This window comes from Tumidithrix helvetica PCC 7403 (genome assembly GCF_965232925.1).
GTDB classification, from domain to species: Bacteria; Cyanobacteriota; Cyanobacteriia; order Pseudanabaenales; family Pseudanabaenaceae; genus Tumidithrix; species Tumidithrix helvetica.
In genome coordinates, this window is sequence record NZ_CBDDRA010000015.1 from 66085 (window position 1) to 80520 (window position 14436).

A 14436-nucleotide genomic window follows, 5' to 3' on the forward strand; every position below is an offset into this window, starting at 1 on the left:
TTCACAGGTTTAGCGTGATATAAATCACAGGTGATTTTGTCGGGTGCAACTTACACTAATTCTTGTAGGAACAAGTTTATAGATGGCAAAGTCAATCTTTTGAGCTAACCTACTGAAAACAAACGGGAGTTTGGGAATTTAAAGGTTATCGATTTGTAGTTAAACTGGGAAGATAGTTTTATGAAGTTACACCAAACATTACAGGCGATCGCAGTCACGGCATCTCTCAGCATTGCATCCGTAGGAATCAGCTCCACGATCGCTGCCCAAGACGCCAAAGCCTCTTCTCAAGATGTAATTTTTATTAATAACAACACGCGATCGCCGATCGCTTTACAACTCGGGGCCGATCGCTTTGAAATCGGTTCTGGTATTTCGGTAAGCTACCCAGTGCGGAGCAATACCAAACTCTGCTTAGAAAATGCGGTCATTCGTACGAAACAAGAATGCTTTCCCATCAAGGCAGGACGCAGCTATACGGTGATTCGGGCAAATAACGGTAGCGTGAAGTTGATCCAACTTTCTGATGTTTTTGTCGTTCGCAGCAATTAAATTTCAATTAAAAGAATCTGACTGTATTCCCTCATTTATCGCCTTGACGGAAGAGATAGCTTGAAAGAGGTCGGCACGCTAGCCTCATACCATCAATTGCTGGAACTCTAAAGCATCCCGAATGTTCGCAAAGCTATCGTCAGTTCTGGCTTGTTCCTTAAGATCGCGATCGCCATATTCAAGTGCAGATTTGAGATTGGATATAGCTAGGCTTACTTGATTTTTCTCAGCATAGCAACATGCTCTGTTGTAATAAGCATTGACATATTTAGGATACTTTTTTAGGATGCGATCGAAACAGAGAATTGCCTCATCAAATTGTCTGAGCAAACAGAGAATATAGCCGCAGTTATGGAGGAAATCGGGATCGCGCGGGTCGATCTGTAAAACGCGATCGCCACATTCCAGAGCTTCCTCCAATCGATTTAGTTCTGTCAAAATCTTGGATTGAGAAATCCATGCTGAAATCGATCTTTTATCAAGTTCGGCGATCTTTTGATAGGATTTCAAGGCGGCTTCCAAACTTTTCTGTTGCCATAAAATTTCACCTTTTAGTTGCCAAAGATAAATGATGTGTGGTTCTAAAGCAAGAATGCGATCGCAAGCTGCCAAAGCTTCTTCAGGGTGATTCAAATCTTTCAATATTGCCGCTTTTAACTGCCCGACATAGGTGTTGTTTGGATCTTCAGATAGAATGCGATCGCTTAAATCTAGGGCTTCTTGCAGGCGATTTAGGTTCCACAGCGCTACAATAAAATTTTGCTGAATCCATAAATCTTGGGGATGTTGTTCCCAAATACTGACTGCCTCTGCATAATTTTGTTGCGCAAACAGAATATCTGCTTTTAGCAAGAGTGCTTTTGGGAAATCGGGTTGAAGTGCGATCGCTTTTTCTAGATTCTTAAGTGCAACAACTAACTTTCCTGTGCGGCGATCGGCTAATGCACTCTTATAGAGAGCTTCATGTTTTTTAACTGTAATCCGACGCACAATTACAAACACAATAAATGCTCCCACCACAAGCGGCGTAGATGCCTGTTGGAACAAAACGAATCCTTCTCGAACATACTCTAGATCGACATCCAAAAGCCGCGTCAATTGATAACACCATCCCGAAATTTTCTGACTAAACGCAGGTGAAAACCAAAACAAGCCGAGAAGAAGTGGAAAAGCATATTGTTTAAACGGCTGTAATTTTCGCTTCCATTCCTCAGTCATCCAAGGTTCAATTACACCATACCCATCTAAAGTGGGAACTGGTAAAAGATTAAAAATGACCCCAAACACTTGCAAATAAATTAGGACAGATAATCCAAGCACAAACCAATATTTCGAGATAAACGCTGTTTGGAAATTTAGCGACACATTATCCTGTAATTGATGCACATATTCCAACTGAGAAAGTTGGATAAAATTTTCTTGCGGCAACTGACCAACCGCAACCTTGTAAATGACTACAAGTATAATTGTAGCGACGCAACTCGCTAATGGTCCAGCTAAGGAGGTCAGGCTCAACCAAAAACGACTGCGAATCTGACTGTCATTGATATATACTGCTGCGCCTGGAAGTCCAATTCCACCAATCATTAAAAATATCATTGGCATAGCTAGCGAGTAGACTGGATGGATGTATTTCAAAGGATTTAGTGTCAAATAGCCTTTCTCTTTTACAGAAGTGTCACCACCCCAATAGGCAACGATCGCATGGCCAAATTCATGCAGGCACAAGGACAGCAACCATCCAAAAAAAACGAGTATAGTAAGCTGATACATAATGCTGTTAATTTCTGGGTTTGAGGGAAAAGGATGGTGGTGATGACCTGACTTGGCTAATTTTGAGGAGATACGCGAATAATTTTGGAGTTTCTACCCACGACAATTCATATTCTAGATTGTTTGTATAGTTTATCTCACAAGTTAAAGTGTTTGAAATTACGGCGCAGTAGATCTTGCCTTCGATATAATGGTTCAGATAGATCGCTTGACGCAATCGCTGGCTATACTCCTATGCATATCGATCCAGACTCGAATCTTCCATCGGATAACGACAAGCTTTTAACGAATCTTGTCGTTCCACGCCCGATCGCTTGGGTAACTTCACAGAATGCGCTGGGTGTCGTGAATCTCGCTCCCTTTAGCTTCTTTAATGCTGTGGGCAGTAACCCACTCGATCTGATTATCAGTATCGCCAATCAGGATGATGGCAGTTTGAAGGATACAGCAAGTAACATATCCTCAAACGGCGAATTTGTCGTGAACTTGATGAAGTAGTCTTTCAAAGTTCCAACTCTGGATCTAGAGAAGCATAACAACGTCTATGCTCATTTTCTGCTATGCTGTCGAAGTGTAAGTCCTAAAGAATTTACGATGCCAGTTTTTCTACCAAGTCTCAAACAGAGCGGTCTTTTAGATCGCGTACATATCACGATCGCAAATGTTGGTTCGCGTAAGATTTCTAATGATGATGATTATGGTAGCAGTTGGCAGATTTTTGCACCCAACCTAACCATCTATGGGTTTGATGCGGATGCAGATGCTTGCGAGGAAGCAAATGCAAGCCTTTTATCTAAGCAAATCAACTGGAATGAAATCCATATTCCTTTGGCACTGGGGAAATCGATTGAAGAAAGAACCCTCTATGTCACAAAACATCCCATGTGTAGTTCGCTCTATCCACCGAACGAATCTTATTTAAAAAGGCTTGCGGGGCTTCCAGGGTTGGTCAATTTAGACTTTAGTTTTGAACTTGAAACGACTACGTTGGATACTTTCTGCCAAGAAGAAGAAATTAATGCCATTGACTTTCTGCAAATTGACGTTCAGGGTGCAGATCTTGATGTTTTAGAAGGAGCCACCTGGATTTTAGAGCGTAGTATTCTAGCCATCCAGATAGAGGTAGAGTTCTCGCACATTTATGTAAATCAACCCCTGTTTGCAGATGTAGATATCTTCCTAAGAAAGCATGGCTTTACTTTGTTTGACATATCTGCATCTTATCGCTTCCGTACTCGATCGCCGATTAGGTCAACACTTCGTTCGGGACAAATGCTTTGGGGAGATGCGTTTTACCTGCGCGATTTAATTCGCGATGACTTAGAGATGCCCTTAAAGACTCCAGAGCAAATTCTTAAACTGGCTTGTATAGCTGATATTCTAAATTTCCCTGATTACAGCTTAGAACTATTAGAATATTTGACCTTACAGTATGGTAGCAATCCCAATTACAACTTCGCGAATGTCATTGTTGAAAGTCTTGCCCAAATTCCAGAACTCGTGCAGGCAGGGTTGGGTTCCTTCCCAATAGTCAAAAATATCCGAGATTACATTACTGGCTGTAATATAGAACTAAAGGGTTAGCAAATAAGCAGCTTATTACTAACCGATGCTACGTGGAAGGAATTCCTCTCATGGCATAGGTCTATGGCTGGCACAGGGGCACAGCCCCTACAAAATCCAAATTTGTTCGGGTAGGAGCAATCCTCCCGTGGTTGCCCTGCCACGCTTTGTCTGAAAGGGACTCCTGAGTTCTCACAAAAAGCAAGATGAAGACAGATACGATCTTAATTGACGATTGTTGTTGAAAATTATGCAGATCGGACAAACACTTCGGAATCGGTACAGAATCCTTCAAGTTATTGGTGGTGGTGGTTTTGCCTCGACCTATTTGGCAGAGGATCTGGATGTCCCTGTGACCCCAAAGCCAAAATGCGTAATTAAACGACTGCACCCTCAAACGACCAATGCTGAGGTAATTCGACTATTTCAACAAGAAGCAGAGATTCTTTACAAACTGGGGCAGCTACACGACCAATTACCCAAAGTATTTGCCTATTTTGAGGAAGATGGCAAGTTTTATCTGGTTCAAGATTTTATTGATGGGTTTGACCTCAGCCGCGAGATGATGCGTGGAGAGCGCTGGAGCGAACCGAAAACCATTCAATTGCTACTTGAGATTTTAGAAATCCTCGATTTTGTCCATAGCCAAAATATTATCCATCGCGACCTCAAACCCTCTAACCTCATGCGTCGCCATCAGGATCGCAAACTGGTTTTGATCGATTTTGGTGCAGTGAAGCAGTTCCATCAAGCCCAAGTCGATTCGCAGGGAAAAACCAATTTAACCGTGGCGATTGGTACGCCCGGCTATATGCCTGACGAGCAAGCCAATGGCAAACCAAAGTTGGCAAGCGATATCTATGCAGTCGGCGCGATCGCTATCCAAGCTCTCACGGGTGTCGAACCCAACAGTCTACCCGAAGATGCCAATGGCGAAATGATTTGGCGCGATCGCGCTACCGTCAGCGATGAATTTGCTGAAGTCTTAACCAAGATGATTCGCAGTCACTTTTCGCAACGATATCCATCGGCAAGGGAAGCACTGATTGCTATACTGGCTCTGGCACAGACAGCATTACCAACTGTATTACCAACCGTGTCGATCGAGCCAAAAGAGCGATTTTATGCCGCACCCCCAACTACGCCTACTCCATTACATCCCACCCATGACCGTCCGACAGTTGTGGTAACATCACCGAAAAAAGGGCTTTCCACGATTCAATGGGCAGCGATCGCGGTTGGCTCTACGATTGCCGTAGGTTTAGCCGCTTTTGGTCTGACCAAACTCACTCCACTAAAAAGCGATCCAGCCGCGCTTGAATCGAATGTCTCTCAAAGCAAAAATTCATCCCCTGCGACTCCGACAACGCCCTCTCAAGCCCCTACGGTAGTTGCGACTGTTACCGTTACTTCTACTCCCACTCCAATTCCTACACCTCCTCCGATCGCTCCGCCTAAACCTCCAGAAATTCCAGCGATCGTCAGTTTGGAACGGGTCAGCTTTGCAGAAGGTTCGATCGCTGCGGTCGTGCGTGGCAGTCTTGCGCCCAATCAAAAGCGTCAGTACGTTCTCAATTGCGGTCAAGGACAGCAACTCAATGCCACAATATTTCAAGGACAGGCAACCGTCACACTGATTGCTCCCAATGGTGCAGCGATCGCTTCTGGTGACAACAAATTGAGTGCGCGACTGCCGATCTCAGGCGATTACATTATCGAAGTTTCCGCACCTGCTCCAACCAGCTTTAATTTACGCATCGAAGTTCTTTAGATAGATAAGATTCAAAAGACTTTATTCTTAAGATACAAGGGTGCGTTAATGCAGTGTAACGCTGAACAGAACGCACCGATAAATCCACGAACGCGAGCAGCATACAGTTGGGACATCCGCGACAGATTGACGGGGCTTGTGGCGAGGGTGAGCATCGCCCGCAACCAACATCCTTTGCATGGCTCAAGCATTATGCTATGCTTAGCGACCATGAAAACTGATACCCTCTTTTATCAACTCTTTCATACATTCCATTCCCTACTCTTTGAGCTAATAGATCGCCCGATATCAGAAGCAGAAGGCTATCAATTTAGCTCAGTGGAAATTAAAGAGAAAGCCTTTCGGCTAGACGGAATTTTTATACCCTCAGCCAACGATCGACAGATCTATATCGTAGAAGTTCAATTTCAGCCCAAAGAAGACTTTTATTCCGAATTTCTAGCCGAAATATTCCTTTATCTCAACCAATATCGCCCAGTCCAAGACTGGCAAGCAGTAGCCATCTTCGCACGACGTAATTGCGAACCAAAACCTGGCAAATTTTGCCAAGAAGCGATCGCATCAGGTCGAATCATCCGAGTCTATCTAGAAGATTGTCTAGAGCAAGAAACAAACTCTACGGGTATTTCAATTATCCAGCTAATTTTAGCCTCAGAGAAAAAAGCCCCTAAAATGGCAAAAGCCCTAGCGCGTAAAGTTGAGAAAGAAACAAACACAGATCTACAAGTCGAAGTAGTAAAATTTATAGAGACTGTGCTTGTCTATAAATTCCCCAAGTTAAGTCGTCAGGAGATTGAGAAAATGTTTACCCATAGCGATTTAAAGAAAACTCGCGTCTACCAAGAGGCTTTGGAGGAAGGCTTACAACTAGGTGAGCAAAGAGGCTTACAACTAGGTGAGCAAAGAGGTTTGTTAAAAGGTCAGGTTGCCATGTTACTGCGTATGCTAACCCGCAAATTTGGTAGAATAGACCCAAAAACAAAGACACGGATCTCCAAATTATCTGTGGTGCAGCTAGAAAATCTTGCTGAAGCAATATTTGATTTTGAAACTGTTGCTGATTTGAATGCTTGGCTGCGGACTCACTCGTAAAGCCGTATCACATCGATCGCACCAACAACACCCACTCAAACACCTACGGTAGTTTCGACAGTTACCGTTACTTCTACTCCAATTCCTACACATCTTCCGATCGCTCCGCCTAAACCTCCAGATATTCCAGCGATCGTCAGTTTAGAACGGGTCAGCTTTGCGGAAGGTGATCGTGCACCGTATTTCATCGCTTCTGGTGACAACAAATTGAGTGCCCAACTGCCCATCTCAGGTGATTACATTATCGAAGTTTCCGCATCTGCTCCGACCAACTTTAACCTACGCATTGAAGTTCTGTAGATAGTAACCTTGTTGCCAACCTAAGCAGACAACAAAAGCATTTCGCGGAATATTCTCTTGAATTGGGTTCCCTGTAATTCTCTCTCACCGACAACTTTCAGTCCTCTATGCTCGTATAGATATTGTGCGGCAGCCTCATTGGGATGATTAGATGTATAAAGCCGCAGGAATTTCTTACCTTCAGAATAAGCTTTAGCGATCGTAAAATCTACTAATTGTCCGCCTATTCCCTGTCCGCGTGCAGACGGAGCAACGCAAGTCCAGCCAAGCCAAAGAGACTCATCTTTATCTTGAATATAACTGTAAAGACCTGTGACACCAATTACCTCTCCAAACTCATTTAGTGCAACCCAATAACGAGCTTCAGTGACACTCATAAGCCTGAAAAGTATTTTTGGTAGCCAACCAGACATTAAGCTTAGTCGAAAAGCAAGGTTTGCACTTTCCAATAAGCGTTGATATGGAAATACTTGATTTGTTAATTGAATCGCAGCAGAAAGTGTTGATAAAGATAGAGGTTGAATTTGCATAAATTTAATTTGAACTCATTCGCGTTTGACAAAACTGGAGAGCATTGCACAAGTATTAGTACCCAATTCATCGATACTATAGCCGTCCTCCATCACAATCAGAGTCGGTAGATTTAAACTTGAAATCTTGGCTCCGATCGCTCGCAATCCCTCTGTACTAATTGCAAAGTTTCCTAATGGATCGCCTTGGAATGTATCTGCACCAAAGGAAAGCAGCAAGTAGTGAGGTGCAAAGTTTTTAACTAATTCCAATGCGCGATCGAGGGTCTGTAGATAAGTAAAATCATCAGTGCCTAATGGTAACGGAAGATTATGATGGTAGCCTTGTCCGAGACCTTCACCTGTCTCTTGAGTATAACCGATAAAATAGGGATACTCCCAAGCTGGATCGGCGTGGATAGAAATCGTCAGTACATCAGATGATGCGTAGAAAATATCTTGTGTCCCATTTCCAGCATGATAGTCAATATCTAAAATAGCAACCTGTCCTTGCTGAGATAGATATTTAGCAGCGATCGCGACATTATTGAGGTAGCAGTAGCCACCAGAAAAGTCATGTCCAGCATGATGTCCTGGTGGGCGACAAAGGGCAAAGGCAGTTGACTCTCCAGATCTGTCGCAGATTCTCAGTTATACTCCTTGTTGCCCATCAATCCTGTCCCTAACTAGATATACGATCTTCTGTCCTGCAATCCAACGTCCAGAGTGCAAATCCACGATCTCCAGTCCCTCAATCCAACGTCTAGGGTGCAAATGTTCTTCACCTGAGGTGTCTTTGGTAATTAAGGCAAGAGGATCTTCTGAAGATAGCATTTCCAATTCACCTGAATTAAGGTCTATTCGCACTGTGCCATTATCTTTTCGTTGTTCATATTCGTCTAATATAAATCCTGGTGGTGGGGCTCCTCCGTTATAATGACCTTGAGCTTCCCAGTCTAGGAACAGATAATATGTAGTAGCACGTACTTGGAATTTTAAATCAGGTATACCCAATGGTCGGAGGCAGACCCAATCGGGAAAAACTATCGGTGCTGACAGCCAGAGTAAATTACCATTACGATCTAGCTTGGCAATCTTAAAAGCATTCCCAAAGTTGGGTAGCATCTTTTGTACTGCTAACCATTCACTGGTGGCTAGTAGCGGATATGACATCTTTTGTACTCCCAACCATTCCCATTCCCTGGTGAGCGGATATGATGCGACATCAGTCGTCCAGAGTACGCTACCATCATTGAGATCGATCGCTTCAATTTCATTATTGATATTGATAAAATAGCCAATCTGATGATTAGGCGAAAGGATACCGCCTGGTAGGAATATCGCTCGAATATGCTCGGCATTAGACATACAGCACTTAAGGGTAAAAACACAAAGCGGTAAGTATAGCGCTCAGTTGTGAGTATTGGGAATTGCCCAAGGGATTTGATTAGTCTATGGCGGAGACTGTAAATTAGATTGTGTAAATTGAGTGACAGAGGATTATTCATCTCCCCATCAAATTGCGTAAACCTGTCAATATCCGTACTGTAATACCTATCCCTCAGATAATAATCACCCAGATTCTTATCAAACTGCTCACCCGCATAGAGGTAACTGTTCGCAGTCTTTCCCGTCGAACTAGATAGATTTCCAAATGTAGACCATTGGGTGTTTGTTTCGCAAGGTGGGCATGCTATTGAAGTTGCCTTTATCAGCAATCCTTTGCGTATTCCTATTTTTTGAGTTTATTACCCAACAACTCCACCATCTGTACTTTATCGATCCTGAGCCTGAAGAAATCGCTCAAAGTCTTCAAACGGCATGGCTCGGGCAAATAGCCACCCCTGTCCGTAACTGACTCCTCGATCCTTAAGATACTGATATTGTGTTTCGGTTTCTATGCCTTCGGCAACGATGGTTAACCCTAAGCGATCGCCAAAATCAATCAAGCTATCCACAATCTGAGAAATCTTATTGCCATGTTCCAGTCCCTTGGTGAATAGTTGATCGAGTTTCAGTTGATCGATGTCAAGCCTCTGCAAATAGGCAATATTAGAATATCCAGTGCCAAAGTCATCGATCGCGAAACGAATCCCCCATTGCTTGATGCGAGCGATGACATCTTGAACGACTTGACCCTGTTGTTCGACTAGTCGATTTTCGGTGATTTCAAATGTAATTTTGGCATGAGCGCGATCGCTTTCTCGCAAAATCTGAATCAACCGTTCAACATCCCCAGTATTGAGATGAGAGGGTGATAGATTTAAGGAGATATACAGGTCTTGAAACTTTGTTTCTAAGATAGCTCGATCTTGTATCACCTTTCTTAGCAACCATTCGGTCATCGGTACGATCAGACCTGTCTGCTCGGCAATGGGAATAAACAGCCCTGGATAAATCAGTCCCCTTTGAGGATGTCGCCACCGCATCAAGGCTTCAGAGCCTACGCATTTCGCTGTTTTCAAATCTATAATCGGCTGATAGTAAACTTCAAACTCATTTAGGGCAAGTCCGCGTTTTAACTCATAATCTAGGGTATTGAACAGCCGTACTTGGCGGATAAAGAGATAGCTTAAAATCCCGCTAATTAATAAAGTTAGAGGAGCCCCGACGAGAAATTCTTGCATCCAATAGCGTAGCGCCCACTGGCGATCGATCTCTCCCACAATCGCGATCCTGCCATCTTTCGTCGTGTTAATCACTTGTATTGTATTGAAAGACTGATTTTGGAGGGCAGAAACCATGTCTGGAGATGGAGATCCGATCGCACTGAGAATACGTCGATCGCTTGTCATATAGGCAATATAACCGTTGGATCCCAAATCCAGATCGGGGATTGCTTCTAGAAAGTTGGTGAGAATTATGGGATCGACGAGGAGATACATACTGCCGATTCGTCCCGACCCCTTTAACATCAGAACGATGGATTGTTCTTGCATGAGCTGCGTTCTGCCCAGCCCTAGGATTTGGAGGTTGAGATCGCTAGGTTCAAAGCGGTACTTTGTCGGAGATATGGTTACTGGTGGGTTGGTCGCCCCTAAGCTAGACAGGGTCAATAATCCTTCAGGATTGACGATGCCAAATTCTCGAAAGCGAAAATCATTATAAATCTGTCGTTGCAGAATATTGATAGCAGTTTGACTATCTGCGTTTTGGAGGTCTATGTTGCTGCGTCGCATCATAACCTCCGCATTATCTAGTAGCAGGTCAGTCTTCTGCGTGGCTACCTTGATGATGCCTTCCAAATTCGTTTTTGCATTGGCGATCGATTGAAAATAAGAAATAACTAATAGAACAACCGTTGGCAATATGCTAACTACAATAACCCAAAGGATTGGGTTGCGAAAAACACCAAACGCACGATGTCTGCTTGGATACTTGTTATGAGTAGAACTACTGCGAGCCATTAACCAACAGTGTATTTAAGTATTTAATTGGTTGCGAGAAATCTAGTGAATACCATACCACTTATGAGACTAAATCTAGGTGAAATTGAAATCATCTGTTCTAGGTTTAGGGCTTGCCCAAGAGTGCGGCTTTTAGGTGTTGAAGATCACATATGACAATGGTTATGGATCACAAGGATAACTGCTTGTACAGCGCTACATTAAAGCCATCAGACAGTATTAGTGATTTCTATGCGATTGACAGTAACTTTACCCGAAGACCCAAAAACTACATTGGTTGAACCGATTATGGAAACGATTCCAAATGCTCCAGATAACTCCTATAGCGAATCTATCGATTCGAATGCCGACCCTGAGCTTTTGGAGAAACTAGCAAAGAGCAACAATGCTAAGATACGGCAGGGAGTTGTCAGTAATCCCAATACTCCAGTCAAGGTTCTTTTGGACTTAGGAGGGGAGTTTCCTGCTCAATTATTGGTAAATCCGATATTTACACTGCTGCTATTAGAGAATCCAGATCTATTATCAGACATTCCGCCAAAGACAGTATATAGCCTCGTTAGGCAAGCAAATTGTCCGCTATCTTTTCTAGTGAAATTAGCAGAAAATCAATCTAACGAGCCTCTGTTGTTAGGAATGGCAATGAATCCCAATTTGCCTAACAATATTCTTGAGAAGTTGATCCAAAGTGACAATCCAAATGTTTCTGAAGCAGCAAAATGGCATGTAAGCAGAGTTTTAGATGTTAATAAAAATTGGGATGAGATTGCTCAAACTGCGATCGCCCAAACCACAAAATCTATTAGTTCGGTTATATCCACCCACAAAAATGCAAATATAGTAGAGATTCCCTTAAGAGCGTTGGCTGATGCGGGGGGAATTCCATTGTCGCTCTTTTGGGAATGGCACAAAAATCCCGATCTAAGACAGGTAAACTATTCGGCAGGGCGATCGCCTCATACATCAACGGAGATCCTCGAATTACTTGCTCTCTCTAACGATCTCAGACTCAAGATTTCACTCGCAGCTAATCCTTCAACACCTACCTCTATTCTCGATAAGTTAGCGCAAGAACAAGATCTAGAACTCAAGATTGCGCTTGCTACCAACACCTCAACGCCTACTTCTATTTTCAATAAGTTAGCGCAAGAACAAGATCCTAAACTCAAGATGGCTCTTGTCGCTAATCCTTCAACGCCATCCTCTGTTTTAGATAAGTTAGCGCAGTCACCCGATCTGAAACTCAAGATTGCGATCGCTAAAAATCCTCAAACATCAGCATCTACTCTTGAAAAACTGGCTAATACCGCAACATCCAGAGATGCGATCGCCGATATATTGAGCAATCAGTTAACTGACATGCAACAAAAGTACCGCAAGAAAGGAGCAACAGATTTAATCAGCGATTTCTTACCCTTATTATTTACGAGTGTTGCCACACAGGTCGCCAGTCCTGACACTCGCAGAGAAGACCTACTTACCTTGCTCCAATCCATTGCCGCCCATCGCAATACGCCTCCTTATATTCTTGAAGATATGGCCTGGGACAAGCGTATTCATAATGGTAGTCAGATACGAGTGATTGCCGTCTCTAACCCTAATTTTCCACTAGATCTATTAAGACAATTGTTGCGTGGTAGTGGTGATAAATATGTCGCACATGCCTGTGCTAGAAATCCTCAAATGCCAACTGAGGATTTAGAAAGCATTGCGAACTATGGAGAAAGCTGGATTGGGACAGTTGCGGGACATCCCAATGCTCCATTAAAAATATTAGAAAAAGCGGCTCAATCCACAGATCCTAGACATCGCCTTATTGTGGCTCAAAACCCTTCTACTCCAACGCACTTACTCAAGCAAATCGCCCAAATGCCAACTCTCCATTCAGAGAAAGAACTCCATTTGCGGATCGCTCAAAATCCCAGCGCTGATGCAGATGTCCTAGCATATATCGCTTCTATAACTCAGGATGACAGCATTCATCTGGCCATTTCTTACCATCCCAACGCACCATCACCAGTTTTAGAAACGATTTCATCAACGCGAAAGCCTACTTATTATCGCAATGGCAAATTTGTGGAAGAACTGCCAATCCAGTCGGAAGAATCATATCAAGATCAACAAAAGCGATCGCAAGTAACTTCTGAGCGTCTAATTGCCAATCGCCTAGCATCTGAGTATCAGCATAAATTAGAACGTGTTCTTGAAGAGCAGAGCAAATCTTCATTGCCACTAGTACGCACGATTGTATTACTCAATCCACAAGCCACTGCTTTTTGTTTAGAAACTGCTTCGCGATCGCTATATTGGTTAGACCGCTACCTCGTGGCTAAACATCCCAACACACCTGATTCTATCCGCGAACAGCTAACAATGGATGCAAATCGCATCGTTTGCGAATCGGCAAAAAAAGTACTTAAAAAAAACAATAAATATGTGGGCATTGCCCACTCTACTAAACCTTTATGATTCCAGATCAACTCAAAAATTATCTCGATCGCCTAATTACCAAAGATCTTAAAATTAGTACGATGATTTGGGGCGCACCTGGGATTGGCAAATCAAGTATTGTCCAGCAACTCACCCAGGAACATGGAATTGATTTTGTGGATTTGCGCCTCAGTCAACTAGCACCGACCGATCTGAGAGGTTTACCCGTTGCTGAAGACGGGCTTTCTAAATGGTATCCACCTGAATTTTTACCCCAAGAGGGTAAAGGGATTTTATTTCTTGATGAATTGAATATGGCTCCACCTGCGATGCAAGGTATGGCACAGCAGTTAATTCTCGATCGCCGTGTGGGTTCCTATGTCGTGCCTGATGGTTGGTTTATCTGGGCGGCTGGCAATCGCAAAGAAGATCGTGCTTCTGTCTTCGATATGCCAACTCCCTTAGCCAATCGATTTCTCCACCTGCAAGTGGAACCTGATTTTAATAGTTTCAAGAAATATGCCCTAGAGCATGGTATTCACGAACAAATCATCGCCTTTCTCTCCTTTCGTCCTGAACTCATGCATAAAATCGATCCCCATCAGCCCGCTTGGTGTTCGCCGCGATCGTGGGTAATGGCAAGTGCATTGCACTATGCTGGGATGGATGTTGCTCCAGCCGTTGGCGTTGGTGCAGCCGCAGAATTAGCAGCATATATCCGACTCTACGAAACCATGCCCGATCTCACCCCAATTCTAGAAGGTCGAGGTTATGGAATTCCTTTCTCTTCCGAACCTTCCACTAGATATGCTACGGTGATTGGGTTAACATTGAGAGCGGTTGATGCCCAGCAATCCTACAATGCTTTTCTGTGGCTCAGTCAAGCAGCCACAGCAGAATGGGTACAGCTATTTGCGGTAGATATGTTTCGTGTAATGCGGAGCAGAGGACAAATGGGAGCCTTAGCTGTCTTAGTTCAGCAAGATGCGCGATTACAAGCATTCTTAAAAGATTTTCAACAATTACTTGGGTTATAGCC

General features: G+C 43.4%; 13 protein-coding genes and 1 pseudogene. 7 read left to right on the plus strand and 7 right to left on the minus strand.

The genetic code is table 11. From position 1 onward, the window contains the following. Window positions 1-180 precede the first annotated feature (180 nt). Window positions 181-552 (plus strand): hypothetical protein, encoded by a 372-nt coding sequence (locus ACP2WE_RS14870; protein WP_425216330.1) that lies wholly within the window; start codon window positions 181-183, stop codon window positions 550-552. 84 nt (window positions 553-636) lie between these two features. On the opposite strand, the gene ACP2WE_RS14875 is transcribed toward ACP2WE_RS14870, so the two are convergent. Continuing rightward, window positions 637-2325 (minus strand): tetratricopeptide repeat protein, encoded by a 1689-nt coding sequence (locus ACP2WE_RS14875; protein ID WP_425216331.1) that lies wholly within the window; start codon window positions 2323-2325, stop codon window positions 637-639. A 234-nt stretch (window positions 2326-2559) separates the two neighbouring features. Between ACP2WE_RS14875 and ACP2WE_RS14880 the strand changes: the two genes are divergently transcribed. The 4 genes from ACP2WE_RS14880 (at window position 2560) to ACP2WE_RS14895 (ending at window position 6751) form a co-directional block, all read left to right on the plus strand. Next, window positions 2560-2823, plus strand: coding sequence for a flavin reductase family protein (locus ACP2WE_RS14880; RefSeq protein WP_425216332.1), 264 nt, complete (start codon window positions 2560-2562; stop codon window positions 2821-2823). Window positions 2824-2919: 96 nt separating this feature from the next. Further along, window positions 2920-3909 carry an FkbM family methyltransferase gene (locus ACP2WE_RS14885; RefSeq protein WP_425216333.1) on the plus strand — a complete coding sequence of 330 codons (990 nt, stop codon included), beginning with the start codon at window positions 2920-2922 and terminating at the stop codon, window positions 3907-3909. A 229-nt stretch (window positions 3910-4138) separates the two neighbouring features. Next, entirely contained in the window at window positions 4139-5659 is a 1521-nt protein-coding gene (locus tag ACP2WE_RS14890) for a protein kinase domain-containing protein (protein WP_425216334.1), read from the plus strand. 210 nt (window positions 5660-5869) lie between these two features. Continuing rightward, the gene (locus tag ACP2WE_RS14895; RefSeq protein WP_425216335.1) at window positions 5870-6751 is read left to right on the plus strand and encodes an Rpn family recombination-promoting nuclease/putative transposase; all 882 of its coding nucleotides are present in this window, start codon (window positions 5870-5872) and stop codon (window positions 6749-6751) included. A gap of 35 nt (window positions 6752-6786) precedes the next feature. On the opposite strand, the gene ACP2WE_RS14900 is transcribed toward ACP2WE_RS14895, so the two are convergent. The 6 genes and pseudogenes from ACP2WE_RS14900 to ACP2WE_RS14925 all read right to left on the minus strand — a co-directional run bounded on the left by ACP2WE_RS14900 (window position 6787) and on the right by ACP2WE_RS14925 (window position 10868). After that, entirely contained in the window at window positions 6787-6939 is a 153-nt protein-coding gene (locus ACP2WE_RS14900; protein WP_425216336.1) for a hypothetical protein, read from the minus strand. 132 nt (window positions 6940-7071) lie between these two features. Then, window positions 7072-7581 (minus strand): GNAT family N-acetyltransferase, encoded by a 510-nt coding sequence (locus ACP2WE_RS14905; protein WP_425216337.1) that lies wholly within the window; start codon window positions 7579-7581, stop codon window positions 7072-7074. A 15-nt stretch (window positions 7582-7596) separates the two neighbouring features. Further along, the gene (locus tag ACP2WE_RS14910; protein WP_425216387.1) at window positions 7597-8211 is read right to left on the minus strand and encodes a histone deacetylase family protein; all 615 of its coding nucleotides are present in this window, start codon (window positions 8209-8211) and stop codon (window positions 7597-7599) included. Continuing rightward, window positions 8212-8928: a hypothetical protein gene (locus ACP2WE_RS14915; protein ID WP_425216392.1), complete on the minus strand. Its 717-nt coding sequence runs from the start codon at window positions 8926-8928 to the stop codon at window positions 8212-8214. It lies immediately after the preceding gene. Window positions 8929-9080: 152 nt separating this feature from the next. Then, window positions 9081-9278: pseudogene (locus tag ACP2WE_RS14920) on the minus strand (RHS repeat-associated core domain-containing protein); the annotation flags it as partial. 57 nt (window positions 9279-9335) lie between these two features. After that, entirely contained in the window at window positions 9336-10868 is a 1533-nt protein-coding gene (locus ACP2WE_RS14925) for an EAL domain-containing protein (RefSeq protein WP_425216338.1), read from the minus strand. A 330-nt stretch (window positions 10869-11198) separates the two neighbouring features. On the opposite strand from ACP2WE_RS14925, the gene ACP2WE_RS14930 reads away from it, so the two are divergent. Both ACP2WE_RS14930 and ACP2WE_RS14935 read left to right on the plus strand, forming a co-directional pair. Next, window positions 11199-13436 (plus strand): hypothetical protein, encoded by a 2238-nt coding sequence (locus tag ACP2WE_RS14930; protein WP_425216339.1) that lies wholly within the window; start codon window positions 11199-11201, stop codon window positions 13434-13436. Beyond that, window positions 13433-14434 (plus strand): ATP-binding protein, encoded by a 1002-nt coding sequence (locus ACP2WE_RS14935; protein WP_425216340.1) that lies wholly within the window; start codon window positions 13433-13435, stop codon window positions 14432-14434. Before ACP2WE_RS14930 ends, ACP2WE_RS14935 begins: the two co-directional genes overlap by 4 nt. The last annotated feature ends 2 nt before the right edge of the window (window positions 14435-14436 follow it).

Coding starts and splice junctions, on each gene's coding strand:
- ACP2WE_RS14870 (WP_425216330.1), top strand. CDS start 181: ATGAAGTTACACCAAACATTACAGGCGATCGCAGTCACGGCATCTCTC.
- ACP2WE_RS14875 (WP_425216331.1), bottom strand. CDS start 2,325: ATGTATCAGCTTACTATACTCGTTTTTTTTGGATGGTTGCTGTCCTTG.
- ACP2WE_RS14880 (WP_425216332.1), top strand. CDS start 2,560: ATGCATATCGATCCAGACTCGAATCTTCCATCGGATAACGACAAGCTT.
- ACP2WE_RS14885 (WP_425216333.1), top strand. CDS start 2,920: ATGCCAGTTTTTCTACCAAGTCTCAAACAGAGCGGTCTTTTAGATCGC.
- ACP2WE_RS14890 (WP_425216334.1), top strand. CDS start 4,139: ATGCAGATCGGACAAACACTTCGGAATCGGTACAGAATCCTTCAAGTT.
- ACP2WE_RS14895 (WP_425216335.1), top strand. CDS start 5,870: ATGAAAACTGATACCCTCTTTTATCAACTCTTTCATACATTCCATTCC.
- ACP2WE_RS14900 (WP_425216336.1), bottom strand. CDS start 6,939: ATGAAATACGGTGCACGATCACCTTCCGCAAAGCTGACCCGTTCTAAA.
- ACP2WE_RS14905 (WP_425216337.1), bottom strand. CDS start 7,581: ATGCAAATTCAACCTCTATCTTTATCAACACTTTCTGCTGCGATTCAA.
- ACP2WE_RS14915 (WP_425216392.1), bottom strand. CDS start 8,928: ATGTCTAATGCCGAGCATATTCGAGCGATATTCCTACCAGGCGGTATC.
- ACP2WE_RS14930 (WP_425216339.1), top strand. CDS start 11,199: ATGCGATTGACAGTAACTTTACCCGAAGACCCAAAAACTACATTGGTT.
- ACP2WE_RS14935 (WP_425216340.1), top strand. CDS start 13,433: ATGATTCCAGATCAACTCAAAAATTATCTCGATCGCCTAATTACCAAA.